At 71.0% G+C, this 25,422-nt stretch carries 25 protein-coding genes; 19 read left to right on the top strand and 6 right to left on the bottom strand.

The window, feature by feature from the left end; translation table 11 throughout:
* The first annotated feature begins 299 nt into the window (after positions 1-299).
* The 5 genes from ACILSK_RS06865 (at position 300) to ACILSK_RS06845 (ending at position 7,056) form a co-directional block, all read left to right on the top strand.
* Positions 300-1,541, top strand: coding sequence for a DUF885 domain-containing protein (locus tag ACILSK_RS06865; RefSeq protein WP_395726395.1), 1,242 nt, complete (start codon positions 300-302; stop codon positions 1,539-1,541).
* Between the two features lie 125 nt (positions 1,542-1,666).
* Positions 1,667-2,359 (top strand): response regulator transcription factor, encoded by a 693-nt coding sequence (locus ACILSK_RS06860; RefSeq protein WP_395726394.1) that lies wholly within the window; start codon positions 1,667-1,669, stop codon positions 2,357-2,359.
* 16 nt (positions 2,360-2,375) lie between these two features.
* The gene (locus tag ACILSK_RS06855; RefSeq protein ID WP_395726393.1) at positions 2,376-3,992 is read left to right on the top strand and encodes a sensor histidine kinase; all 1,617 of its coding nucleotides are present in this window, start codon (positions 2,376-2,378) and stop codon (positions 3,990-3,992) included.
* Between the two features lie 238 nt (positions 3,993-4,230).
* A complete protein-coding gene (locus ACILSK_RS06850; protein ID WP_395726392.1) occupies positions 4,231-5,634 on the top strand; it encodes a PhoH family protein in 1,404 nt (467 codons plus the stop codon).
* 168 nt (positions 5,635-5,802) lie between these two features.
* Positions 5,803-7,056 (top strand): hypothetical protein, encoded by a 1,254-nt coding sequence (locus ACILSK_RS06845; RefSeq protein ID WP_395726391.1) that lies wholly within the window; start codon positions 5,803-5,805, stop codon positions 7,054-7,056.
* 79 nt (positions 7,057-7,135) lie between these two features.
* Here the strand turns inward: ACILSK_RS06845 and ACILSK_RS06840 are convergent, their stop codons facing one another.
* The gene (locus ACILSK_RS06840) at positions 7,136-8,005 is read right to left on the bottom strand and encodes a hypothetical protein (protein WP_395726390.1); all 870 of its coding nucleotides are present in this window, start codon (positions 8,003-8,005) and stop codon (positions 7,136-7,138) included.
* A 72-nt stretch (positions 8,006-8,077) separates the two neighbouring features.
* Here ACILSK_RS06840 and ACILSK_RS06835 point away from each other — a divergent pair, with 72 nt between their 5' ends.
* From ACILSK_RS06835 to ACILSK_RS06820, 4 genes are all read left to right on the top strand, one after another.
* Positions 8,078-8,830: a glycosyltransferase family 2 protein gene (locus tag ACILSK_RS06835; protein ID WP_395726389.1), complete on the top strand. Its 753-nt coding sequence runs from the start codon at positions 8,078-8,080 to the stop codon at positions 8,828-8,830.
* Positions 8,831-9,002: 172 nt separating this feature from the next.
* The gene (locus ACILSK_RS06830) at positions 9,003-9,860 is read left to right on the top strand and encodes a ChbG/HpnK family deacetylase (protein WP_395726388.1); all 858 of its coding nucleotides are present in this window, start codon (positions 9,003-9,005) and stop codon (positions 9,858-9,860) included.
* A 4-nt stretch (positions 9,861-9,864) separates the two neighbouring features.
* On the top strand, positions 9,865-10,581 hold the full coding sequence (locus tag ACILSK_RS06825; protein WP_395726387.1) for a class I SAM-dependent methyltransferase: 717 nt from the start codon (positions 9,865-9,867) through the stop codon (positions 10,579-10,581).
* 100 nt (positions 10,582-10,681) lie between these two features.
* The gene (locus ACILSK_RS06820) at positions 10,682-12,313 is read left to right on the top strand and encodes a hypothetical protein (protein WP_395726386.1); all 1,632 of its coding nucleotides are present in this window, start codon (positions 10,682-10,684) and stop codon (positions 12,311-12,313) included.
* Positions 12,314-12,492: 179 nt separating this feature from the next.
* Here ACILSK_RS06820 and ACILSK_RS06815 read toward each other — a convergent pair whose 3' ends face one another.
* Positions 12,493-13,899, bottom strand: coding sequence for a class II fumarate hydratase (locus ACILSK_RS06815; protein ID WP_395726385.1), 1,407 nt, complete (start codon positions 13,897-13,899; stop codon positions 12,493-12,495).
* 232 nt (positions 13,900-14,131) lie between these two features.
* Here ACILSK_RS06815 and ACILSK_RS06810 point away from each other — a divergent pair, with 232 nt between their 5' ends.
* Positions 14,132-14,665, top strand: a complete 534-nt coding sequence (locus tag ACILSK_RS06810; protein ID WP_395726384.1) for a DUF4245 domain-containing protein — start codon at positions 14,132-14,134, stop codon at positions 14,663-14,665.
* A 175-nt stretch (positions 14,666-14,840) separates the two neighbouring features.
* Here the strand turns inward: ACILSK_RS06810 and ACILSK_RS06805 are convergent, their stop codons facing one another.
* Positions 14,841-15,857 (bottom strand): PHP domain-containing protein, encoded by a 1,017-nt coding sequence (locus tag ACILSK_RS06805; protein ID WP_395726383.1) that lies wholly within the window; start codon positions 15,855-15,857, stop codon positions 14,841-14,843.
* Positions 15,858-15,932: 75 nt separating this feature from the next.
* On the opposite strand from ACILSK_RS06805, the gene ACILSK_RS06800 reads away from it, so the two are divergent.
* The 8 genes from ACILSK_RS06800 (at position 15,933) to panD (ending at position 22,010) form a co-directional block, all read left to right on the top strand.
* On the top strand, positions 15,933-17,162 hold the full coding sequence (locus ACILSK_RS06800; RefSeq protein ID WP_395726382.1) for a LuxR C-terminal-related transcriptional regulator: 1,230 nt from the start codon (positions 15,933-15,935) through the stop codon (positions 17,160-17,162).
* Positions 17,163-17,240: 78 nt separating this feature from the next.
* On the top strand, positions 17,241-17,540 hold the full coding sequence (locus ACILSK_RS06795) for a class II fructose-bisphosphate aldolase (RefSeq protein ID WP_395726381.1): 300 nt from the start codon (positions 17,241-17,243) through the stop codon (positions 17,538-17,540).
* Complete coding sequence (locus tag ACILSK_RS06790; protein ID WP_395726380.1) at positions 17,531-17,911, top strand: class II fructose-bisphosphate aldolase; 381 nt, start codon at positions 17,531-17,533, stop codon at positions 17,909-17,911. The genes ACILSK_RS06795 and ACILSK_RS06790 overlap by 10 nt, the downstream gene beginning before the upstream one ends.
* Positions 17,912-18,049: 138 nt before the next feature.
* Positions 18,050-18,670, top strand: a complete 621-nt coding sequence (gene dhaL / locus ACILSK_RS06785; protein ID WP_395726379.1) for a dihydroxyacetone kinase subunit DhaL — start codon at positions 18,050-18,052, stop codon at positions 18,668-18,670.
* A 13-nt stretch (positions 18,671-18,683) separates the two neighbouring features.
* Entirely contained in the window at positions 18,684-19,679 is a 996-nt protein-coding gene (gene dhaK / locus ACILSK_RS06780) for a dihydroxyacetone kinase subunit DhaK (protein ID WP_395726378.1), read from the top strand.
* Between the two features lie 167 nt (positions 19,680-19,846).
* On the top strand, positions 19,847-20,260 hold the full coding sequence (locus tag ACILSK_RS06775; protein WP_395726377.1) for a heme-binding protein: 414 nt from the start codon (positions 19,847-19,849) through the stop codon (positions 20,258-20,260).
* Between the two features lie 76 nt (positions 20,261-20,336).
* A complete protein-coding gene (locus ACILSK_RS06770; protein WP_395726376.1) occupies positions 20,337-21,092 on the top strand; it encodes an SDR family oxidoreductase in 756 nt (251 codons plus the stop codon).
* 501 nt (positions 21,093-21,593) lie between these two features.
* On the top strand, positions 21,594-22,010 hold the full coding sequence (panD, locus tag ACILSK_RS06765) for an aspartate 1-decarboxylase (protein ID WP_395726375.1): 417 nt from the start codon (positions 21,594-21,596) through the stop codon (positions 22,008-22,010).
* Here the strand turns inward: panD and ACILSK_RS06760 are convergent.
* The 3 genes from ACILSK_RS06760 to ACILSK_RS06750 form a co-directional block, all read right to left on the bottom strand.
* Positions 21,969-22,226: an exodeoxyribonuclease VII small subunit gene (locus ACILSK_RS06760; RefSeq protein ID WP_395726374.1), complete on the bottom strand. Its 258-nt coding sequence runs from the start codon at positions 22,224-22,226 to the stop codon at positions 21,969-21,971. The two genes, panD and ACILSK_RS06760, sit on opposite strands and share 42 nt — an antisense overlap.
* A gap of 17 nt (positions 22,227-22,243) precedes the next feature.
* A complete protein-coding gene (gene xseA / locus ACILSK_RS06755) occupies positions 22,244-23,434 on the bottom strand; it encodes an exodeoxyribonuclease VII large subunit (RefSeq protein WP_395726373.1) in 1,191 nt (396 codons plus the stop codon).
* Between the two features lie 128 nt (positions 23,435-23,562).
* A complete protein-coding gene (locus ACILSK_RS06750) occupies positions 23,563-24,357 on the bottom strand; it encodes a lipid droplet-associated protein (protein ID WP_395726372.1) in 795 nt (264 codons plus the stop codon).
* A gap of 87 nt (positions 24,358-24,444) precedes the next feature.
* On the opposite strand from ACILSK_RS06750, the gene ACILSK_RS06745 reads away from it, so the two are divergent.
* A complete protein-coding gene (locus ACILSK_RS06745; RefSeq protein ID WP_395726371.1) occupies positions 24,445-25,413 on the top strand; it encodes a 4-hydroxy-3-methylbut-2-enyl diphosphate reductase in 969 nt (322 codons plus the stop codon).
* Positions 25,414-25,422: the final 9 nt, after the last annotated feature.

Raw genomic sequence — 25,422 nt, 5'->3', positions numbered from 1 at the left:
GGCGCGCGGACGGCCGCCGGGTCATCCGGGGGCTGGGCAACCGGGCTCACGCGCAGCCTCCTCCGAGTCGTGCGGGCGGGTCGGCGCCGTTCATGATGCAGCACCACGACGCTTCCGGCTTGGATCCGTCGACCAGGCCGGCCACCTGCGTCGTCCGGCCTCGCCCGGGCCCGACTCGCCATCTTCCGCCTCGACCGCCACCGCAGTGGGCCGATCGGGGTCCGGGCACCTGCCCGTTCGGTCCCCGCCGCGCCACGGCGCCGACCGGACGCGCCGTCCCTGACCTACGGTGGACCACCATGAGCAGGGACAACGACGCCGACGTGACCGCCGACCAAGCGGTCACCGACTATCTCAAGCTCGGCCTGCGGTTCGGCCGGGTGGTCGACGGCTTCGTCGACGCGTTCACCGGTGACGAGGACCTCAAACGGCAGGTCGACGACGAGCCGGCACCCGACCCGAGCGAGCTGTCCCGGCAGGCCGCCGCGTTGTCCGCCCGGGTGCCGCAGGCCGGGCTGAGCCCGACCCGCACCGACTACCTCACCGCGCACCTGGACGCCCTCGTCGTGGCCGGCCGGCGGCTGGCCGGCGAGCCGATGTCGTTCGTCGACGAGGTGCGCAGCTACTTCCAGGTGGACATCGACCTGGTCGACACCGACGTGTACGCCGCCGCGCACGACGAGATCTCCGCGCTGCTCGGCGGCGCCGGCTCGCTGGCGGACCAGCTGCGCGCGGTGCGGGAGGCCGAGGCGTGCCCGCCCGATCTCGTCGAGACCGTCGTGCGGACGGTCGCCGCGGCGCTGCGGGAACGGGTCGCCGGGCCGACCGGCATCGCCGAGGTCTCCGAGCACATCGACTTCGAGATCGCCCGCGACGTCGCCTGGAGCGGGTTCAACTACTACCTGGGCGACTTCCGGTCACGGGTGGCGGTGAACGCCGACATCGGGCATCGGATGAGCCAGTTCGGCGTGCTGGTGGCCCACGAGTGCTACCCGGGGCATCACACCGAGCACTGCCGCAAGGAGGACCTGCTGGTCAACCGGGGTGGTGCGCGGGAGCACCAGATCTTCCTGGTGAACACGCCGCAGTGCGTGATGGCGGAGGGCCTGGGTGACCTGGCCTTGACCGCGGCCGTGGGCCCGGGCTGGGGCCGGTGGCTCGCGGAGGTGCTGGACGGCCTCGGCCCGTCGTTCGACCCGGACCTGGTGGAGGCACTGGAAGTCGCGTCCCGACCGTTGAACACGGTCCGGCAGAACGCGGCGATCCTGCTGCACGACCGCGGGGCCGATCCCGAGGAGATCGTTGCCTACCAGCAGCGGTGGGGGCTGGCCGACGAGAAGCAGGCCCGGCAACGGCTACGGTTCCTGACCGATCCGCTCTGGCGCGCCTACACCTCCACCTACGTCGAGGGCGACCGGCTGCTGCGGCCCTGGCTGGCCGCGCGCCCGCCCGGCCAGTCACCCCTGGACCGGTTCCGGCGACTGCTGGACGAGCCGCTGACCCCGCGGGAGATCCGTCGTGAACTCACCCTCGTCGGATAGGCCGCACGTGCCCGTTCCCGTGTCCCTCACATGAGATTCTTGCGCTCTGTCGGGTGCGGGTGCGATCAACTGGAGCCGCCGGCCGTGCCCGTCGCGGCGGCCGTTGACGAGGGGAAACCGTAGACATGAGTAGTGCGGCCAGGCTGCTGGTGGTCGATGACGAGCCGTCGCTGCAGGACATCGTGGCGACGTCCATGCGGTTCCTGGGCTACCAGGTCGCGGTCGCCGGGACCGGTCGGGAGGCGGTACGCATTGCCACCGACAGTCACCCGGACCTGATCATCCTGGACGTCATGTTGCCCGACTTCGACGGTCTCGAGGTGATGAAGCGGGTGCGGGCTGCCGGCGTCGAGTCCGGCGTCGTCTTCCTGTCCGCCCGGGACACCCCGGCCGACAAGATCGCCGGTCTGACCGCCGGCGGCGACGACTACGTCACCAAGCCGTTCGGGCTCGAGGAGCTCGCCGCCCGGGTCGCCGCCGTGCTGCGCCGGATCAAGCCCGATCCGAGCGACGACGGAGTGCTGCGGGTGGCCGACCTGGAGCTGGACCCGGAGACCTACCAGGTCACCCGGGCCGGGGCGCCGATCGAGCTGGCCCCCACCGAGTACAAGCTGCTGCGGCACCTGATGGTCAACGCCAACGTCGTGCTGTCCCGGCAGCAGTTGCTGGACGCAGTCTGGGGTACCGACTTCTACGGCGACGATTCCGTCGTCGCCACCTACATCTCCTACCTGCGGCGCAAGGTCGACGCGACCGGGGAGCCGCTGATCCACACCCACCGGGGCTTCGGCTACGTGTTGCGCGGCCCGCGGACCTGACCGTCAAGGGCTGACGATGGACCCGACGCTGCAGTCCGCGGCGCAATCACCGCCGGCGCCCGGTGCCCCCGTCCACCCGGGGGAGGCGGGGGACGGCGGACCGGTCGACCCCGGCCGGGAGCCGCCCAAGGAGCGAACGGGCCACCGGCGTCCCGACCCCACCGGCCAGCCGCGGCGTCGCTGGACGTTGCGCGCGCGGCTGATCGCCTTGGTCGTGGCCACCGCCGCGGTGGCCCTCGTCGCGGTGGACATCGTCGTGCCGCTGGTGGTGCGGTCGGAATCGATCAACTCCAAGGACGTCACCCTGGCCGCGGCCAACTCGCAGGCCCGACAGGGGTTGACCGCCAACGACCTGCCCCCGGCGATGCTCAACGACGACTCCGGACTCAAGGGCGAGGTCGGCTGGTCGTTCGTGACGCTCGGCGGTGTGAGCCGCGTCCTGCTGGCGCCGGCCAGCGACGAGGGCGCCAACCCCGACATGAGCAGCGGAGCCTGGCTGTACGAACCCAGCACCGTCGGCAGCGCATCCAACACCGACCGGCGGTACCGGGCCCTTGGGTTCTCCGGGGTCACCTACAACCAGCAGCCCGGCTACCTGGTCGCCTGGATCCCCATGAGCGACCTGGACGAACAGCTGCGCCGGTTGGTGCTGGCCGAGCTGCTCATCACCGCGGGACTGTTGGTGCTGCTCGGGGCGACCGCCGGGCTGGTCATCCGCCGAGAACTCCGGCCGTTGGAGTCGATCGCCTCCGCGGCCGATGCGATCGCCCGGGGCGACCTGACCCGCCGGGTGCGGGAATCGGACCCGTCCACCGAGATCGGACGCCTCGGCTACGCGTTCAACGACATGCTGGACGGAATCTCGTCCCTGCTCGACGAGCGGCGACGCAACGAGGACAAGCTGCGCCGGTTCATCGCCGACGCCTCCCACGAATTGCGCACACCGGTGGCCGCGGTGCGCGGGTACACCGACCTGTACCGGGCCGGCGCGCTGCCCGACGAGAGTTCGGTCGACCGGGCGATGGAGCGCATGGGGTTCGAGTCCCGCCGGATGGGCGCCCTGGTCGACGACCTGCTCACGCTGATCCAGGCCGACGCGGAGCACGCCGTCGGGCACGAGCTGGTCGACCTGAACGTGCTGCTGACCGGCGTGGTCGACGACGCCGCGGTGATCGATCCGGCCCGCACCTGGCGATTGATCTCCGGCAACCAGCCGGTGGACGTCGTCGGTGACCGGCTGCGCCTGCACCAGGTGTTCGCAAACCTGCTCTCCAACATCCGCACGCACACGCCGGAGGGAACGACCGCCACCACCTCGGTGCTGCCGGGCTCCGGGGAGATCGCGGTCAGCGTCAGCGACAACGGTCCGGGCGTGAGCGACGACGACCTGGACCGGCTGTTCGACCGGTTCTACCGGGTGGATCCGTCCCGCAGCCGGGAGCGCGGCGGGACCGGCCTGGGGCTGTCCATCGTCGCGGCCATCGTGCGCGGTCACGGCGGACGGATCGCGGCCTCGCACGCCCCCGGCGGCGGCTTGACGATCACCGTGGTGCTGCCGCGGGCGTCCGGGACGGCGGCCGTGCGGGCGACCCCCTTGGCAGTGGCCGAGGACGACCCGCGAACCGTGGGGTGATGTCCGCGAAACCTGATGTTCACCGGGTTGTTTTGCGTGTTTGACGGGACCCGGACGGGGGTCGGGGTACCGTCCGAATTGTGGGCAGCGTGCCGAGCGCTCCCGCACGGGAGGCCCCGAAACGTGCGTGCCGCGAATGCAGCGCCGAGCACGAGGGGGCCGGTCCGGGCCCTCGTGCCCGCCGGCGCAGCGCCGGTCCGGGTTTTCGGGGAACCGCCGGTCCGCCTCGAGAAGCCGGATGTGGTGGTCCGCATCCGCCAGGGAGCCGTCCGTGGTCACACACAGGTCTGCCCGAGCGAACGCCGCTGCTGAACCGGCGCCGGAATCCGGTGCGGGGGAGGGGGCGCGCTGCACCTATGTCATCGACACCTCCGTCCTGCTGTCCGATCCGTGGGCGCTGAATAGGTTCGACGAACACGAGGTGGTGTTGCCCCTGGTCGTGATCGGTGAGCTGGAGGCCAAGCGGCACCATCCCGAGCTCGGATATTTCGCCCGGCAGGCGCTGCGGCTGCTGGATCAGCTGCGGATCGAGCACGGCCGGCTGGACGCCCCGGTGCCGGTCGGCACCGCGGGGGGCACCCTGCACGTGGAGCTGAACCACACCGACGCCACCGTGCTGCCGGCCGGGTTCCGCAACGACAGCAACGACTCGCGCATCCTGGCGTGCGCGTTGAATCTGGCCAAGGAACGGCCGGCCGGCCGGGTCACCCTGGTCTCCAAGGACATGCCGTTGCGGGTGAAGGCGTCCGCGGTCGGCCTGGCCGCCGACGAGTACCGGGCGCAGGACATCGTGCCGTCCGGCTGGACCGGGATGGCGGAGGTGCCGGTCGGCGCCGAGCAGGTGGACACGTTGTTCCACGCGGGCCTGGCCGACATCGACGAGGCGCGCGAACTGCCCTGCCACACCGGGGTCAAGCTGGTCGGGCCGTCCAGTTCGGCGCTCGGCCGGGTGACCGCCGGCAAGCAGGTCCGGCTGGTCCGCGGCGAACGGGAGGCGTTCGGTCTGCGCGGCCGGTCCGCGGAGCAGCGGATCGCGCTGGACCTGCTGATGGACGACGAGGTGGGCATCGTCTCGCTCGGCGGCCGGGCCGGCACCGGCAAGTCGGCGCTGGCGCTGTGTGCCGGTCTGGAGCTGGTGATGGAGCGCCGGGCGCATCGCAAGGTGGTGGTCTTCCGGCCGCTGTACGCGGTCGGCGGGCAGGAGCTGGGCTACCTGCCGGGCAGCGAGAACGACAAGATGCAGCCCTGGGCGCAGGCGGTGTTCGACACGCTGTCCGCGGTGGCCTCGCCGGCCGTCATCGACGAGGTCATCGAACGCGGCATGCTCGAAGTGTTGCCGCTGACCCACATCCGCGGCCGCTCGCTGCACGACTCGTTCGTCATCGTCGACGAGGCCCAGTCGCTGGAACGCAATGTGCTGCTCACCGTGCTGTCCCGGCTCGGCACCAACTCGCGGGTGGTGCTCACCCACGACGTCGCCCAGCGGGACAACCTGCGGGTCGGCCGGCACGACGGGGTGGCCGCCGTCATCGAGACGCTCAAGGGACATCCACTGTTTGCACACGTCACGCTCACCCGGTCGGAACGGTCGCCGATCGCCGCGTTGGTCACCGAGCTGCTGGAGCTCCCCGAACACGGGTGACCGAACGCCTGAGGACGGTCCGCCGGCCGGAGGCGGGATGCCTCCGCGGACGGTTGAGCGGCGGCACACTGCGGTGCGGGGCGGGATGGCGAGGTGAGGGACGCGCCCGGTGCCAGAATGAACCCGGCGCCACCGAGACGGGTGCCGGTGGCGAAGGGACGCAGCACGTTGCCAGCAGGTCGGACGGCGGACGACGACGCCCCGGGACGGTTCAGCGCGTGGCGGGAGCGGCACCTGTTCGGCGACCGGCCGCCGTACGGGCTCATCCTGATCGCGTTCGTCGTGATCAGCGTCGTGTTAACGGCGGCGGTGACCATTGCCGGAAAGTCAACCGCTCTCCCGGCAGTTCTGTCCGGACCGGCCTGGCTGGACAGTTGGTTCGGGTTCGACGCCGGCTGGTATTACCGGATCGCCACAGAAGGCTATTCCTACACCCCTGACGGCCAGTCCAGCATCGCCTTCTTTCCGACGTATCCCGTTCTGGTTCACCTGCTCGGCTCGCTCATCGGTGACTACCAGATTGCCGGCACGATCATTGCGGTCGCCGGTGGAATGGTCGCCGTCTGCCTCTTTGCCGCATGGGTCTGGCCGCGCCTGCCCAGGCCGGCGGCCGTCGTCGCCGTCGCTTTCATGATGCTCTATCCGTACTCGTTCTTCCTGTACGGGCCGATGTATTCCGATTCGACCTTCCTGGTGGCCGTCTTCGGATCGTTCCTGCTGCTGGAAAGGCGCCTCTACTGGCTGGCCGGGCTGGTCGGTATTCTCGCCACTGCGGGTCGTCCGGTGGGGATAGCAGTGACGATCGGGCTGGTGGTGCGCATGCTCGAGCTCCGCGCCCGGGACCGCCAGGATCTGGAACAGTCGGATTCTCGGGGCGGCGAACGACGAATCACGTTCGGCCAATTGGTCCAGGCGATTCCCACCGTTCGTTGGCGGGAAATGGGCGTACTCGTCTCCGGTTTGGGCCTGGCCGGATGGTGTGCGTACTTGTGGATCGTTTTCGGCGACCCGCTGATCTGGATCGAGGCGCAGGCCGCCTGGGGTCAGGGAAGTGGGCCCAGCACGTGGTTCAAGTTGCAGTACTTCGACACTCTGTTCCACGGCGGCCCATGGTGGAAGTGGGCGCTGACCGGGCAATTGATCATGTGCGGCATCGCCGTGGCGATGTTGCCGGCGGTTCGCCGCCGTTTCGGCCTGGGCTACCTGTTCTACGCGGTGACGACACTGGCGATTCCGTTGATCGGCACGAAGGACTTTTACGGAGTGGGGCGATACGTCCTCGCCGCCTTCCCGGTCGTCGCCGCGGGATCCGTCTGGCTGGTGGAGAGCCACCGGCGATGGGTGATTCCGCTCCTGGTCGCATCAGCATTGGGCATGGTGTTCTGTGCCTGCCTGTTCGCCATGGGTCTGCCCGTTTCCTGATCGATCACCGGCCCGGCGGATGTCGCGGGCTCGAGCTCGAATGATCGAGGCGCGGCCGGCCGGTCGCGCTCCGGGTCGGTCAGCCGATCGGCAAGGTCGCGGGCTCCTCGCGGCCGTCCGCGCCGGCCTCCGGGGCGCCGAACCGGGCCAACGCCAGTGCACCGACCAGCACCAGGGCGAACCCGGCGGCGGCGGGGACACCGAGCCCGGGGCCGGGTCGGTCCCCACAGACCAGCATGCCGAGCACCGAGCCCAGCACCGTTTCGACCGCCACCATGGCCGCGGTGACGCTGACCACGGACGCCCGTTGCAGCGCCAACGCACCGCAGAGCAGGCCGAGCGCGCCCGCGCCGGCCATCGCCCAGGCGGCCGGGTCGGCCAGCAGCGCGCCCGGGTCGAAGCCGCGCAGGATCCGCGCACCGAGGGCCAGCAGTCCGAAGCCGGTGCCGGCGAGCACCGCCAGGAGCAGGCCGGACCGGGGCAGGTCGCGCATCCGCAGCAGCATCGCGGCCACCGGCAGCATCGCGACCACGGCGGCCAGCAGGACAAGGCGACCGGCCGTGCCGACATCAGCGGATGCCTGCTCGCCGGCCGTCCAGCCGACGACGACCAGGCCCGCGCCGATCGACAGCACGGCGACCAGTTCGGCCCGACGCAACCGCACGCGCAGGATCAGCACCGACAGCACCGCGGTCACCGCCAGGCTGGACGCCCGCCCGGCCTGCACCACGAACAGCGGCAGGCTGCGCAGGGCCACGAACGACAGGCCGAAGCCGATCACGATGAGCCCGAGCGCGGCGAGGTAGCGGGGGCTGCGGGCCAGCCGCACCACGAAGGTCCCGCTGACCGACGTGGTCCGGGGCAGATGGGCGACGGCGGACGCCTGCAGCACGGCGGCCGTGCCCGAGCAGAGCGCGGCGCCGGCGACCGCCACCAACGAAAGGTTCATCGCCGACATGGTTTCATGTTCGAAATCGGATCGAGGGGAACGAATCGATATGCAGCAGGGACCTGGCCGACGATGACGCTGCCGCTGGTGCCGGAACGGTTCGGCAAGCTGTCGATCTTCTTTCCGATGTGGAACGAGGAGCAGTACATCCATCGGGCTGTCCGGGCGGCCAAGGAGATCTGCGATCAGCTGGTGGCGGACAAGGAGGTCGGCGACTACGAGCTGATCATCGTCGACGACGCGTCCACCGACCGGACCGGCGAGTATGCCGACGAGCTGGTCGAGGCCGATCACCGGATCCGGGTGGTGCATCACGACCGCAACCGCAAGCTCGGCGGCAGCATCAAGAGCGGTCTCGCCGCGGCCACCGGCGACGTCGTGCTGTACACCGACGCCGACCTGCCGTTCGAGATGATCGAGCTGGTCCGGGCCCTGCGGGTGCTGCGGAACTACGAGGCCGACATGGTCAGCGCCTACCGGCTGGACCGCACCGGCGAGGGGCTGCGCCGGGCGGTCTATTCCTGGATCTACAACTGGCTCATCCAGCTCTCCTTCGGCACCCGGCTGCGGGACATCAATTTTGCGTTCAAGCTCTGCCGGCGGCGGGTGCTGGACGCCGTCACGCTGTCCAGTGAGGGGTCGTTCATCGACGCCGAGCTGGTCATCCGGGCGCAGAACGCGGGTTTCACCATCTTGCAGATCGGCGTCGACTACTTCCCCCGCACCCGCGGGGTGTCGACGCTGTCGTCCCCCGCGGTGATCCGCACGATGCTCGGCGAGATGACCCGGCTGCGGTCGGAACTCAAGGCCGGTCCGGCGGCGTGAGCGATGGGATGGGTCGGGCGAGCGGCCCGGGTCTGAGTGGTCCGCGCCTGGCCGGCCGGTCCGCGGGTGACCGGCCCGGCGGGGCTGATCAACTCGGCAAGTGGGGCCCGAATCGCCGGTGTCGACGCCGAGTTGATCAGCGTGCGATGTCGTCCGGGCCGAACGGTTCGTCGTGACCGCGCTGCTGATCGTCTCGGCCGACGACTTCGGCCTGACCGACGGGGTCTGCCGGGCGGTGCTGCGTGGCCATCGCGAGGGGCTGGTGACGGCCACGTCGCTGCTGGCGGTGGGCCGCTCGTTCGACCTGGCCGCGCGCATGCTGGTCGATCACCCCGGCCTGGACGTCGGCGCGCACCTGGCGATCGTCGGCGAGGACCCGCCACTGCTCACCGCCGCGGAGATTCCGACGCTGGTCGACCGGCGGGGCGCCTTCCCGCTGTCGTATCGGACAGTGGTGGCCCGCGGCGCGACCGGCCGGCTCGACCCGGACGACGTACGGCGCGAGTTCACCGCCCAGCTGGACCGGATCGCCGGGGCCGGCGTCGGGGTCTCACATCTGGACACCCACCAGCACACCCACCTGTGGCCGTCGGTGGCGGCCGTGGTCGTCGAGTTGGCGGTCGAGCGAGGGGTGCCGGGTGTCCGGACCCCGAGCAGCGCCGGGCTGCTGCCGGTCGGCGCGCCGGTCAACCTGCTCTCGGCCCGGCTGCGCCGCCGCATCGCCCGGGCCGGGCTGGTGACGACCACCGGCTACGCGGGCCTGGACGAGGCCGGTGCGATGGATCTGCTCGCCTTCCGAGCCGCGGTCACCGGGCTGACCGGGTCGCTGCCGGCCACCGGCGGCTCGGTGGAGATCAACACACACCCGGGCGAGGCCGGCGACCCCGATCTGTCCCGATTCGACTGGGGCGGGTACCGCTGGTCCGACGAGCTGGACATGCTGGGCGACCCGGTCGCCCGGGCGCTGGCGACCAGCCTGGGCTACCGGCCGGGTTCGTTCCGGGACCTGACCGGCGGTGCGGCACAGTGATCCCGTGCTGCTGATCGATCGCCGACCCACCGGGGCGGGCCGCGCCGCGCTCCGTGCGTTTCGCGGACTGCCCGCATCGGCCCGCGGGCACGCCGCCGTCCGCTGGTGGAGCGCGCCGCTCCCGCGGGTCGCGCAGGCCCTGCCGGCGACCGGGCGGGTGCTGGAGATCGGCTGCGGGCACGGGTTGTTCAGCGCCTTCGCGGCGCTGTCCGGGGCACGGTCGGTGGTCGGGGTGGACATCGACGCGGACAAGATCGCCCTGGCCCAGCGGGTGGCGGCCAACCTGCCCGCGGCCGACCTGACGTTCCGGGTCGCCGAGTCCGGGGCCGTGCCGACCGGCCCATGGGACGCGATCGTCGTCGTCGACGTGCTCTACCTGCTGCCCGCGGCCGCGCAGCGGTCGCTGCTCGCCGATGCCGTCGCGCAACTCGCCCCCGACGGGGTGCTGCTGGTGAAGGAGATGAGCCCGACGCCCCGGTGGAAGGCCCGCTGGAACCGGTGGCAGGAGACCATGGCCGTGTCGGTGCTGGGCATCACCGAACGGGCAACTGCCCGCGACGACACCGCGTCGGGCGAACCCTTCACCTTCGTCGACCCGTCGACGATGGCGGGTTGGCTGGGGGACGCGGGGTTGTGGACGGCGCAACAGCGGCTGGACCGGCGTCGTCTGCACCCGCATCACCTGCTGCTCGCGCGGGCTTCCGACCCGGCGATCCCGTGACGGCGGGTCGAGGTGCGGCGACCCCGACGGGCAGGCACAGTGTGCGCGGGGAATCACCGGGGCCGGCCGCCCCGGCCGGTGGAGCGATCAAGGGATGTCGATGATGCGGGCACGATTCGGTGCGTTCGGACTGGCCGTCGCGGCCGCCGGCACGCTGGCGGTCACCGTCGCGCTCGTGCCCGCGCAGGCCACCACCGCTCCCGGTGCCGTTCAGCGAGTTGCCGCGGCCCCGGTGACCAGCAGCAACGGGGCCGCCAAGCTGGTCGTGGACCCCACCACGGACCTGCCCGACGGTGGAGCCACCATCACCGCCAAGGGGTCGGGTTACCCCGCGGACACCAAGATGTACGTCGCGATCTGCCCGTCGGGGGAGCGGGCGCCGGCCAACCTGACCGGGTGCATCGGCGGCCCGGCCAGCGGCGAGCCCGCGAGCGGGCCCTGGGTGGTGGCCCAGAGCGACGACAAGGGGGCGTTCACCGCCACGCTGAGCCTGCCGTCGGACGCCTCCGCGTCCGCGGCCTGCGTGCCCGACAAGTGCGCCCTGTACACCGTGAAGACGGATGGTCAGGCGGGCGCCGACATGAAGGTGCCGGTGGCGTTCAAGACGCCGGCCTCGACGAGTTCGGTGCCGTCGACCCCGTCCAGCGCGATCGTCCAACAGGTCGCATCCGCGACCATCGCCCCCGGCGCCACCCAGCAGGTCATCTTCTCCGGGTTCAAGGGCGGAGAACAGGTCAACCTGACCCTGTTCTCCGAGCCCGTGACGTTGTCACCGGTGACTGCCGACCCGACCGGCGTCGCCCGGGTGGACTTCGTGGTGCCCGCCGACTTCGTCGACGGCGCTCACCGGCTCGAGGCAATCGGGGCCCAGTCCGGGACCGTCGGCGTGGCTACCTTCCAGGTGGTCGTCCCGACCCCGACCCCCTCGCCCACGCCCACCCCGTCACCGACTCCGTCCCCGACGCCCTCGCCGACCAGCGTCAGCTCCTCGGCGTCCAGCGTGGCCCCGACCACGGCCGTCACCACCACGTCGGCGGCGGCCGGCGGGGACAGCGGCAGCAGCACCTGGTGGATCTGGCTGATCCTGGCCCTGATCGTGCTGGCCGGGCTGATCACCTGGTTCGTGGTCTACCGCCGCAACAAGGAGGTGGCCCGGGCCGAGCAGGAGCAGCAGTTGGCCACTGCCGCGTCCCGCGAGCAGGCCTACGACCCGAACGCCGACGCGCCGACGATGGTCCTGCCGCCGACCAACCCGCCGCTCGGCGGCCCGCCGCCCGGTGCCGACCCCTACGGGCTGCTGTCCGGTCGCAACCATCCCTACGGTGTCGATCCGAACGCCCCGACCCGATACGACCCGCCGCCGCCCGGTCCGACGCAGTTCATCCCGCCGGGCCCGACGCAGTTCATCCCGCCGGGTTCCCGCGGGCCCGGTACCCCCGGCGGCCCCGGTACCCCCGGCGGCCCCGGTGCTTCCGGCGGCCCCGGTGCTTCTGGCGGCCCCGGCGGGCCGGGGCGGACCAACCCGCCGACCCGGCCGAACCCGCAGCAGGGTGCCCCGGGCCAGGCCGGTGGTGGGCCGCAGAACTGGAATGTGCCGCCCGAGTTCGCCGGCGACGCCGGCAGCGGGCCGGGTCAGGGCCCGGGCGGTCCGGCCGAGCCGCCGAGGACGCAACAGTTCAGGCCGGACTTCGGTGATGAGGAGGACGATCCGGGCACCACCCCGCGCTCCTGACGCCGGCCCGGGTCAGGTGTCGGCGAGTGGCGCGTGGCCGGTCTACTTGCGCCGGTGGTGTGCCGGTCGCCCGGGGAGCTGGGTGGCCGCGGGAACGCCGGCCCGGGTCGGTGTCGACGAGTGGCGCGTGGCGCGGTCGACATTCCCGGCCACGCGCCCGCCCGATCGAGCCGCAAACCCTACGGGTGCGTCATGGACAGCACGTCGAGTGCCGCGTCGAGTTGCTCGGCCGTCAGCGTGCCGTTGTCCACATGGCCACGCTCGAGCACGACCTGCTTGATCGTCTTGCTCTCCTTCAGGGCGAGTTTGGCGATCTTCGCGGCTTCTTCGTAGCCGATGTACTTGTTCAGCGGCGTCACGATGGAGGGCGACGACTCCGCGTAGGCCCGGCACTTCTCGACGTTCGCCACGATGCCTTCGACGCACCGGTCGGCCAGCACCCGGCTCGCGTTGGCCAGCAAGGTGATCGACTCGAGCAGGTTCCGGCCGATGACCGGGAACATGACATTGAGCTCGAAATTGCCCTGCGAGCCGGCGAAGGCGACCGTCGCGTCGTTGCCGATCACCTGCGCGCAGACCATCAGTGTGGCCTCGGGCAGGACCGGGTTGACCTTGCCGGGCATGATCGACGATCCCGGCTGGAGGTCGGGCAGGGCGATCTCACCCAGCCCCGCGGTCGGACCCGAGCCCATCCACCGCAGGTCGTTGCAGATCTTCGTCAGGCTGACCGCGATGGTGCGCAACTGCCCGGAGGTTTCCACCAGTCCGTCCCGGGAGGACTGCGCCTCGAAATGGTTCCGTGCCTCGGTGAACGGCAGTGACGTCGACTTGGACAGCTCGGCGATCACCGCGGCGGAAAAGCCGGGCGGTGTGTTGATCCCGGTGCCGACCGCGGTGCCGCCCAGCGGCAGCTCCACCAGGCGGGGCAGCGATGACTTGAGCCGTTCCTGGCCCAACCGGATCTGCGCCGCGTAACCGCCGAACTCCTGGCCGAGAGTCACCGGGGTGGCATCCATCAGATGGGTGCGGCCCGACTTGACGACGTCGGCCCATTCGTCGGCCTTGCGCTGCAACGCCGCCTCGAGGTGGGCGAGGGCCGGCAGGAGCCGGTAGACGACCGACTCGGCGGCCGCCACATGGATGGACGTCGGGAAGACGTCGTTGGACGACTGCGAAGCATTGACGTGGTCGTTGGGATGCACCTTGCGGCCCAGCGATTCGGTGGCCAGCGTCGAGATGACCTCGTTGGTGTTCATGTTCGAGCTCGTGCCGGAACCGGTCTGGAAAACGTCCAGCGGGAAGTCCTCGTAGTGAGCGCCCCCGGCGATCCGGGTCGCCGCCTGCTGGATGGCGTCGCCGATGTCGGCCGGGATGACCCCGAGCCCGGCATTCACCTTGGCCGCCGCCGCCTTGATCAGGGCCAACGCCCGCACCTGGGTGCGATCCAGGGCGCGACCGGAGATGGGGAAGTTCTCCACCGCCCGTTGGGTCTGGGCCTGGTACTTCGCGTTCTTCGGGACCCGTACCTCGCCCATCGTGTCGTGTTCGATGCGGTACTCGATGGTCACGTCGTCGTGTTCAGCCATGAGGGAAACGCTAGCGGGGTCGGTGCAGGCCGGGCTCCCCGCACCGGGCAAGCCCACAGCGGATTTCGGTCACATTTCGAAGGCGCGGGCTCGACCGCTCCACCCAAACCCCGGCGGAGCGCCTCGGGAATGCGCCGAACCCGGTCATCGGCGGGCCCGGCTGGCGTCCGCGCCACCGGTCCGCTCCACCCGGTCCGCTCCACTCGGTCGCTCACCGTGGGACGATGGCGGCGTGGCAGTGACCCGACCCAAGACCCTGAGCAGCATGGCTGTCGCCGCGGCCGTGCTCGGCCTCATTGCCTTCGGGTTGATGTTCATGTACGGCAACGCCAGCTTCGCCCCGGCCGGCCCGAGCGACGGGCAGGCACCCACCGCGGACGTCGACGGTGGACTGACCCGGGCAGCGCCGTTCGTCGGTTTCCCGGTCGTCATCCCCAAGGGTCTGCCCGACGATTGGCATCCGAACTCGTTCTCGTTCACCGCGGCACCGGGCACCACCGACGCCCCGGCCGCGGTCCGAGCGGGCTGGCTCACCGAGCAGGGCCGATTCGTCACCGTCGTGCAGTCCGCCGGCAAGCTCGACGACGTCCAGAAGGCCGAGCTGGGCGACGTGGGTTCGGCGACGGGCCACGCGGACGTCGACGGCGTCACCTGGACCGAGGTGCCCGGCCGACGGACCGAGGTGGCCTGGGTGCGCACAGACGGCGACGTCACGCACACCCGCCACGTCCTGACCAGGGTTCGCCCGCCCCCGCACCGCCCTTGACCCCGGCCCGTCGCGCCGCCGCCCCTTCCCGCGCGGATCAACTGCGCCCGCGCGGATGAAGTCGTTGACTTTCGTCCCACCGTTCACATTCCGGGTTGGATGATCCGCGCCGGCCCAGTTGATCCGCGCGGGCAGAGGAGGGTTGTCCCGGAGGGGGGGTGGGCCGCACGCCCGATCAGGAGTGGCGGTTGGTCCAGTCCAGCAGCCGATCCAGCGGCCAGGTGTTGACGATCCGGTCGACCGGCACGCCGCACTCGGCGGCGCGGGCGCAGCCGTACTGCTGCCAGTCCAGCTGGCCGGGGGCGTGCGCATCGGTGTCGATGCTGAAAAGGCAGCCGGCGGCGACGGCTTGGGCCAGCAGCGTGCGGGGCGGGTCGAGCCGCTCCGGGCGGCTGTTGATCTCCACCGCCACCCCGCGCTCGGCGCAGGCGTCGAACACGGCCGCCGCGTCGAACTGGCTGGGTGGCCGGGTGCCCCGACCGCCGGTGACCAGCCGGCCGGTGCAGTGCCCCAGGATGTCGGTGTGCGGGTCGGCGATGGCCCGCAGCATCCGGCGGGTCATCGCCGCGGAATCCGACCGCAGCTTCGAGTGCACCGACGCCACGAGCACGTCGACCGCGCCGAGCATGACCTCGGTCTGGTCCAGGGTGCCGTCCTCGTTGATGTCGCACTCGATCCCCGACAGCAGCCGGAAGCCGTCGAGGTGCTCGTTGAGGGTGGCGACGATCGCCAGTTGCCGGCGCAGCCGCGCCACCGACAGGCCGTTGGCGACCGTCAGCCGGGGTGAGTGGTCGGTCAGCGCCTGGTACTCGTGGCCGAGCTCCATCGCCGTCACGGCCATCTCCTGGATGGGGCTGCCGCCGTCGCTCCAGTCGCTGTGCGAATGCAGGTCGCCGCGCAGCTGTTCGCGGATCGTTTCGCCGCCGGTGGCCAGCGGCGCGACCCGGGATTCCAGGTCGGCCAGATAGTCCGGAACCTGGCCCGCGATCGCCTGGGCGATCACCGCCGATGTGGTCTTGCCGATGCCCGGCAGCTCGGTGAGAGTGCGGTCCGCACTTCGCCTGTCGAGTTCGTCCGGGCCGAGACCGGCCAGGGTCAGCGCCGCATTGCGGAAGGCGCGGACCCGATAGGTGGGCGCCCGCTCCCGCTCCAGCAGGAAACCGATCCGGCGCAGCGCGGCGATCGGGTCCATGGACTGCAGATTAGGCGACGGTGGGAGTGCCGCGGGCCCATTGCGGGCACCGTGGGCACTTCGTAAGGTCGGGGCATGCTCCACCGTTCGTGGCAGGGGCTTGACCGGGCGCGGCCCGGGCAGGTCGACGGCATCGTCGGCGTGGTCGGCTCGGTCGGCGGCGGGGATGACGCCCCGAAGCCGGTGGACGGGTTCCGCCTCGACCTCGCGGTGTCCGACCTCTACGGGTCCCCGTCGGTGGAGCCGGTGCTGGACCGCCTCCTCGAGCACAGCCGCAGCCTGCTGGGCACCGTCGCGGGCAGCATCTCGATGGTCGACACGACCCGTGGTCACTACGACAAACTGGCCGAGCAGGGCATCGCCTGCCGGCTCGGGATGAGCTTCCCGCTGGACGAGGGCGCGACCGGCCAGGCGGTGACCCGCCGGATGCCGATCGTCATCGACGATTACAGCGATCTGCGGGCCGGCCACCTGCCCCCCGACCATCCGGCGAGCCGCGGCGCGGCGGCCGCCGTCCCGCTGTGGTGGCGCGGTGAGGTGATCGCGGTCAACGTCGCCTTCGCCGGGCATCGACGAACCTTCACCGCACAGGAGATCGACGCCTTCGAGCTGCTCACCCAGAGCGTCGCGCCCGCGATGGTCAAGGCCGGGTCGGTCGCCCCGTCGCTGGCCGGGGTGCTGCGGGAGTACGGCCGGGTGGTCGACCCGGGCCGCGGGCCGTACACCGTCACCGAGGTCGGTCCGGCCCGGCCGGTGCCCGATGTGGTGGCCGCGGCGGCGACCGATCTGGTGGCGCTCATCGGCCGGGCCGCCTCGATGCGGGCGGCGCAGTCGCGGCTGAACATCGCGGTGGTCAACCGACCCGGCGGGGTCCGGCTGCTGGTGCAGGACGACGCCGCCGAGGCGGTCCCGGCCGCGGCGGATCCGCTCGGTCTGGGCACCCGCACCTGGAACGAGCTCCTGGCGGTGACCGGCGGCGGCCTCGGAGGGCAGATCGGGGTGGAGCACGTCGCCGGCTGGGGCACCTTCCTGTCGGCCGATTTCCCGGACCGCGCGACCGCCGATCCTTCCCCGCTGACCCGGCGGGAGCGGCAGGTCCTCGGGCTGCTCGCCGACGGCCTGACCGACCGGGAGATCGCCGCCCGACTGGTGATATCGCGCAAGACCGTCGAGAAGCACGTCGGCGCGTTGCTCCGCAAGACGGCGGCGCCCAGCCGCACCGCGGCGGTGGTGCAGGCACTGGACCGGGGCTGGCTGTCCTGGGGACCGCCAGGTGCTTCGCTCGAACCGGCAGATCGCCACTGATCGGTCGTCGCGCCGGCCCGGAGATGGGGGATTCACCCCATGGCGGCCTGGGCATCATGTCCCTTGAATGGCGGTGCAGTGACGGTTCGACCAAGGACCGGCCCGGACGGCAATCCGGAAAAGACCCTCAACGACGAGGAGGCGCGGGTGCCGGTTGTTTCGACCAACGAGATCGTGGACCGCGCGTGTACCGAACGGTACGGCGTCGGTGCGTCCAACATCCTGGACGACCTGACGATCGACGCGGTGCTGGCCGCGGCCGAGGCGGAGCGGGCGCCGGTGATCCTGCAGACGTCGGTGACGACCGTGCGGGCCTACGGGCGGGACCGATTGCTCGCCGAGTTCCGGGCGATGGCGAAGGACGCACGGTGCCGGTGACCCTGCACTTGGACCACTGCCCGTACCGGGACGTGATCTCCGAGTGCCTGCGGGCGGGTTGGATCTCCGTGCTGTTCGACGCGCACGAGCTCGACGTGACCGAGAACCTCGAAAAGACAAAGGAAGTCGTGGCCGAGGCGCGCGCCAACGGGGCCCATGTCGAGGGCGAGATCGAGGGCTCGAGGACGGCTTCGGGTCGGACGAGGCGTCGACCCTGCGCAAGCTCGAGGTTGCCGTCGACTTCATCAGGGCCACCGGGGTCGACGTCGTCGCCCCTGCCATCGGTCACGCGCCCGGGCGGTACTTGCGCGGTCGTCGCGACGACCCGTGAGCACATCGCGCTGTTCGGCGGATCGGGTCGGGTCTGGTGATCAGGGCGGTGGAGGGCTCCCGGAATGGCGCGCGGGCCGCACCGTCGCCGGGCCGCCGCGGATCGGTCGCGCTCGGCAGCACGCCCGTCACCACTCGCGCCAGGTCATCCGCGCAGTCTCGTAGGAGAGGACAACTGTATGAGTCAGGATCACGTCGAACTGGTCGTCCGGACGATCGCCCGGACCGCGGTCGACAACGAAAAGTACTTCGGGGATCTCGATGCGGTCGTCGGTGACGGCGACTTCGGGTACTCGCTCGCCCGTGGGTTCGAGAAGGTGCTCGAAGGCTGGGACGGCATCGACCGCACCGACTCGGGCACCTTCCTGAAGAAGACCGGGATGATCATCTCGTCCCGGATCGGCGGCACCTCCGGGCCGATCTGGGGCACCGCGTTCATGCGGGCCGGGATGACCGCCGGCAGCGACAATGTCGACGGCGAGAAGGCCGTCGCCATGCTGCGCAACGCCATCGAGGGCATCAAGGCCCGCGGTCAGTCCGACGTCGGCGACAAGACCCTGCTGGACGCCCTGGTGCCGCTGACCGACCGGCTCGAGCAGGAGGTCAAGAACGGATCCGACGCGGCGACGACGTTGGCCGCGGTGGCCGCCACCACCCGCGAGGCGGCGGAGGCCACCAGCGATCTCGTTGCCCGGCGGGGCCGCGCGTCCTACACGGGCGAGCGGAGCAGGGGTTCGGTCGACGCCGGCGCGATGGCCGTCGCCGTGATCGTCGAACAGATCAAACAGGCCTGGAAGTAAGGGAGCACGGATCATGAAGAAGTTCGTCAACGACCCGAAGTCGTTCGTCGCCGAGATGCTGGAGGGCATCGCGCTGGCGAATCCGAACACCATCGTGTACGAGCCAGAGTGGAACCTGATCATGCGCGCGGACGCCCCGCGGGATGACAAGGTCAGCATCGTCCAGGGATCCGGTTCCGGTCACGAACCCGCCCACGTGATGATCGTCGGCAAGGGCATGCTGGACGCCGCTTGTCCGGGCGACGTGTTCGCCGCGCCGCCGATGGACTACGTCTACGAGACGGCCAAGAAGCTGGCCTCGCCCAAGGGTGTCCTGCTGCTGGTGAACAACTACACCGGCGACCGGATGGCCTTCGAGATGGGCAAGGAGATGGCCGAGTCCGAGGGTGTCAAGGTCGAGATCCTGATGATCAACGACGACGTCGCCGTCAAGGACTCGCTGTACACGATCGGCCGCCGGGGCGTCGCCGGGAACTTCTTCGTGATCAAGGCCGTCGGCGCCGCCAGCGAGCGGGGCGACAGCCTCGAGGAGGTCATCCGGATCGGCAAGAAGGTCAACGACGTCACTCGCACCATGGGTGTCGCGCTGACCGCCTGCACCCCGCCGGCCAAGGGCGAGCCGCTGTTCGAGATGGGCGGCGACGAAATGGAGGTCGGCGTCGGCATTCACGGCGAGCCCGGCCGGGAGCGGACCAAGATCAAATCGGCGGATGAGATCGCCGACCTGCTCCTCGATGCCGTCGTGCCCGACCTGCCGTACGCCGCCGGCGACCGGGTCGCGTTGATGATCAACGGCCTCGGCGGCACGCCGATCAGCGAGCTGTACATCCTGTTCCGGCGCGCCCACCAGCAGCTCGCGGCAAAGGGCATCACCGTGGGCCGAAGCTACGTCAACGAGTACTGCACGTCCTTGGACATGGCCGGCGCGTCGCTGACGCTGGTCAAGCTGGACGACGAGATCGAGGAGCTGCTCGAGGCTCCGGCGGAGATCCCGAACCGGGTCTTCTGACCCGGCGATCCCGAGCTGATCCCGGGAGTCCGGCCGCTTCGGGCGGTCGGCTCACCGGGACCAGGAAGCCCGGGCACCGCTTCTCGGCGGAGGCCACCGGTCACCGCCGCGATGACACCTGCCCGCACGGCACGCACCACCCACCATCCCAAGGAAAGGGGAACCTTATGGGACGCAACATCACTCTCGAACAGGCCGACGCGATCGTGACCGCGTGCAAGTCGGAGGCGCAGACCGTCGGTCAGCCGATGAACATCGCCGTCGTCGATGACGGCGGCAACCTGGTCGCGTTCGCCGCGATGGACGACACCAAGCTGATCGGTGAGAACATCTCGCAACGGAAGGCTCTCACCTCGGTGATGTTCCAGATGGACACCCGGGACCTGGTGCCACTGGTCCAGCCCGGCGCCGCGTTGTACGGCATCGAGTCGACCAGCGAGGGCAACCTGGTCGTCTTCGGCGGCGGCGTGCTGCTGCGGGATCGCGACGGCCACGTCGCCGGCGGGGTCGGCGTGAGCGCGGGCACCGTCGTCGAGGACCATCAGGTCGCCGACGCCGGACGCAAGGCGTACACCGGCTGACCTGTGGGAGCATCGGAACCCGGTGAAGGCCCCCGCCTGCACCGGGTTCTTCGCGGGAAAGGGAGGGGTCCTGACGATGCAACAGGTTCGGGTCGCGGTGGTGACGGGCGGCGGGAGCGGCATCGGACGGGCGGCCGCGCTGGCGTTGGCCGGCGACGGGTGGACGGTGTTGCTGGTCGGCCGGCGGGTCGACGCCCTCGAATCGGTGGTCGCGGACGGCGCGGAACTGCGGGGCCGGCTCGTCGCGCGTCCGGCCGATGTCACCGACGAGTCCGCGGTGACCGGCGTTTTCGACCGTGCGATCACCGAATTCGGCCGGGTCGACCTGTTGTTCAACAACGCGGGGACGTTCGCACCGTCCCGCGAGATCGACGAGATCCCATTGGCCGAATGGAATTCCGTCGTCGCGGTGAACCTGACCGGCGCGTTCCTGTGCGCCCGAGAGGCGTTCCGGGTGATGAAGCACCAGGATCCGCGGGGTGGCCGGATCATCAACAACGGCTCCATCTCGGCGCAGGCGCCGCGGGTCAAGGCGGTGGCCTACACCGCCACGAAGCACGCCATCACCGGGCTGACCAAGTCGTTGTCGCTGGACGGCCGGGCCTACGACATCGCTTGCGGGCAGATTGATGTCGGCAACGCGGCCACCGATCTCACGGCCCGGTGGGAAGAAGGCACCCCGCAGCCCAACGGCACCTTGATGGTGGAGCCGAAGATGGACGTCCGCGACGTCGGCCGGACGGTGGCCTTCATGGCCTCGCTGCCGTTGGACGCGAACGTGCAGACGATCACGGTCATGGCCACGGCGATGCCGTTCGTCGGGCGGGGCTGAGCCGGTCCCGCCCGCCGAGTTGGACCCCTCCGCGTCCCCGGACGGTGCCCGGGTGCGACGGATTGTTCGAGCCGGGTGCCCAATCGGCGTGGTCACCCGGCCGCGCATCCCCCTGGAGGTGGTCCGCCGCCGCGTCGTGTCCGGACCCGCGCCTCGGCCGGAACCTCTGCCGGAACCGCTGTCGATGCCGATGCCCGAGTCGGCCGTCGATGTGCACCCGTGGACCGCGGTCGGCCCATCCGGGAACCCAACCCCGCGGAGATGCCCGCCGGGCCGGGCGGCGATGTCCTGGCCGCGAATCCGGACCCGAAGCCGGCCGGGGGAGTTGAGACCGGCGTTCGGGGATCGGAACGTCGAGTGGGCGGGGTGTGGCGGACACCTCGGACCCGATCGTGTGACCACCCTCACCGCAACCTGAGCGCGACCTGCCGCGATACTGGTAGCGCCGCGGCAACGTCGCCGCGGTTTCCACCGATGCTCCGACCGGACCCGGGAGGCGTGATGTTGCGACCGATGTTGCTCGGCAAGATCCACCGGGCCACCGTCACCGAGGCGAATCTGGATTACGTCGGGTCGATCACGATCGACTCGGACCTGCTGGATGCGGCCGATCTGCTGCCCGGCCAGCAGGTGGACGTGGTCGACGTGACGAACGGAGCCCGGTTGAGCACGTATGTGATCGCCGGGGATCGGGGAAGCGGGAAGGTCGGCATCAACGGTGCTGCCGCCCACCTCGTGCATCCCGGCGACATCGTGATCATCATCGCGTACGGGCTGCTGACCGATGCCGAGGCGCGGTCCCGGCAGCCGCGGGTGGTGTTCGTGGACGCCGCGAACGAGATCGTCCGGCTCGGGGCCGACCCGGGCGACGTGCCGTTAGGCTTCGGGCTCATCCCCACCGGTATCGGTCGTTCCTGACCGCAGTGCCTTCTCCACCCGTTCCCGGGCCCCGTCCAGGAACCGGGTGCAGATCGCGGCCAGTTGCTCGCCGCGTTCCCACAAGGTCAGCGATTCGTCCAGCGACAGGCCACCGGACTCCAGTCGGGCGACGACCGCGGCGAGTTCGTCCCGCGCGTGCTCGTAGCTGGCCGCGCGGTCCGCGGGGCTCTCGGTGTCGTCGTCGGCGGTCGCCATCGGTACTCCCTGGTCAGTCAGTCAGTCACGGGTGATTCTGGTCCGGAGCTGACGGCCAGCAGGGCCCCGTCGGCCACCCGGATCCGCAGGTCGGCGCCGGCCGGGGCATCGGTGATCGACCTCAACACGATGCCGTGGCTCTGCACGACCGCGTAGCCGCGGGCCAGGGTGGCGGCCGGGCCGAGCACGCTCAGCTGGGCCCGACGATGAGCGATGTCCCGCTCGATCCGTTCCAGGCCGATCCCGATCGCCGACCGGCCACGCTCGCGCAGGCTGCGTACCTCGGTCTCCCGGCGGTCGATCGGCGTCAGCGGATCGACCAGGACCGACGCGGACGTGAGCCGGCGCAGTCGCGCCTCCTCCGTGGTCACCCAGCCGGTCAGCGCCCGCCGCGCCCGGGCCTGCAGCTGATCGACCTGACGCCGTTCCGCCGCCGCGTCGGGCACTACCCGCTTGCCGGCGTCGGTCGGCGTCGAGCACCGGACGTCGGCCACGTCGTCGACGATCGGATGGTCCGGCTCGTGCCCGATCGCCGAGATCACCGGGGTGCGGCAGTGCGAGACGGCCCGGCACAGCGCCTCGTCGGAGAACGGCAGCAGGTCCTCCATGCTGCCGCCACCCCGCGCGAGGACGATGACGTCGACGGCCGGGTCCGTGTCGAGGCGGGTGAGCGACTCCATGATCTGCGGCACTGCCGTCACCCCTTGGACGGCCGGGTTCTCCACCCGGAACCGGACCGCCGGCCAGCGCGCGCGAGCGTTGGCGAGCACATCGGATTCGGCGGCGCTGGCCCGCCCGGTGATCAGCCCGACGACCCCGGGCAGGAATGGCAGCGGTCGCTTGCGCTCGGGCGCGGTCAGCCCCTCCGCGGCGAGCAGCCGGCGCAGCCGCTCGAGGCGGGCGAGCAGTTCGCCGATGCCCACCGGGTGTACCTGGTCCACCCGGAAGTTCAGGCTGCCCCGGGCCGGGTAGAACTCGAAGTGGCCGTGCACGACGATCCGGGAGCCCTCGGACGGCGGGGGATCCATTGCGGTGAGCAGCGTGCGCGAGCACACGACCTGGACCGACATGGGCACGGATGGGTCGCGCAAGGTGACGAACGACATCTGCGAGCCGGACCGCATGCTCACCTGGGCGATCTGACCCTCGATCCAGGCGGCGGGTGACCGGGCGATGTACTCGGTCATCCGCTGGGCCAACGTCCGCACCGGCCAGGGGTTCTCCCGCGTGGTATCGCCTGCCCGCCCAGGGAAGGGCGGGCGGGATTGATCGGGCGGGCGGGATTGGTCGGGTGGGCGGGTTTGGTCGGGTGGGCGGGTTTGGTCGGGTGGGCGGGTCACGACTCCTGGGCGCCCAGGGTGACCAACCGGTTGGACAGCAGGGTGAGGAACGGAGCGCGGTTGTCGCCGGACTGCTCGTAGTCCAGCAGCGCCGTGACGTCGGCGGCCGACAGCTCACGCAGGTGCCCGCGGACCTGGGCCAGCGTCATCCCGTCGTACCCGGGCAGGACGGCCGGGCCGTCCGTGTCGGCGCTCTGCTCGGCGGCCCGTGGCGCCGTTTCGTCGCCGGCCCTGTCCACGTCGAGGGGAGCCGGTGCCCCCTCGGTGTCCGTGGGGACCGCCGGATCGCTGTCGGGGGTCGCCGCCCCGGCCGCGGCATGGGTGGCCAGTTCGACGACCGACTCGTCGACGTGCGCGGCCGCCTCCATGGCGGTGGTGTCCGGATCGGGCAGCGAGGAGGCTTCGGGCTCCGGCCGGCTCCTCGGCTCGATCACCGGTTCGGCCGGGGTGCTGCGCACCGGCTCGGGTCGGCTCGGACCAGTGTCCGGCTTCGGCCGGCCCGCACCGGCCACCGGCGACGCCGCCCGACGGGGCGGCTCCCTGTCCTCGTCGAAGGTTGCCCATTCGGGACTTTCCTGCGGCCGGCCGCCGACCAGGCCGCCGAGGAGCTCATCCCCCCGGGTGGCCAGGGTGGTGATCTCCTGCTGCACCTTCATGGACAAGCGCATGGCGTTACCCACCAGTGTCACCGGGATCGCCGGCAGCTCCTCGGGCAGCGAACGGACCAACTGGATGCCGGTCGCGAGGATGCCGGCGGCAACCCGGACCGGGAAGGGCAACGTGAAGGCCATGGTGACCAGCCTGCCGCATCGTCGGCCGGGCGTGCACGCCGGTCGGTCGCGAATCCCGGCCCGCGGACGCGCACTTACGATTGAGCCATGACTGCTTCGACCGTTCCGCCCACCAAGCGCATCCTGTTGGCCAGTCCCCGCGGCTACTGCGCCGGGGTGGATCGGGCCGTGGTGACGGTGGAGAAGGCGCTCGAGCAGTACGGCGCCCCGGTCTACGTGCGCAAGCAGATCGTGCACAACAAGCACGTGGTGGCCAACCTGCAGGCCCGCGGCGCGATCTTCGTCGAGGAGACCGACGAGGTTCCGGAGGGTGCTCTGGTGGTGTTCTCGGCGCACGGGGTGTCCCCGGCGGTGCACGAGCAGGCCGCTCAGCGCCGGCTCCAGGTGATCGACGCCACGTGCCCGCTGGTGACCAAGGTGCACAAGGAGGCCCGCCGGTTCGCGGACGAGGACTACGACATCCTGCTGATCGGGCACCGCGGGCACGAGGAGGTCGAGGGGACCCAGGGTGAGGCGCCGGAGGCGATCCAGCTGGTCAACGACGCCTCCGACGTCGACTCGGTCACCGTGCGGGACCCGGAGAAGGTCATCTGGCTGTCGCAGACCACCCTGTCCGTCGACGAGACGCTCGGCACCGTCGACCTGCTGCGCAAGCGGTTCCCGCTGATGACCTCGCCGCCCAGCGACGACATCTGCTATGCGACCCAGAACCGCCAGGAGGTCGTCAAGCAGATCGCCCCGGACTGCGACCTGGTGATCGTCGTGGGGTCCAAGAACTCCTCGAACTCGGTGCGGCTGGTCGAGGTGGCCACCGGCGCCGGCGCGGACGCCGCGTACCTGGTCGACGACGCCGGTGAGATCGATGAGGCGTGGCTGGACGGGGTCGACACGGTCGGGGTGACCAGCGGCGCGTCCGTGCCCGACGACCTGGTCAGCGGCGTCCTCGACTACCTGCAGGAGCGGGGATTCCCCGCGGCCGAGGAGTTCACCGCGGCCACCGAGACCCTCACGTTCTCGCTGCCGAAGGAACTGCGTCGGCCGGCAAACCGGAACTGACGCGGGCCG

Origin of the sequence: Nakamurella sp., from assembly GCF_044224575.1 — a bacterium.
Classification (GTDB): domain Bacteria; phylum Actinomycetota; class Actinomycetes; order Mycobacteriales; family Nakamurellaceae; genus Nakamurella.
Note: the sequence above shows the minus strand (reverse complement) of the source record. Positions and strands in the feature narration are given on the sequence as shown.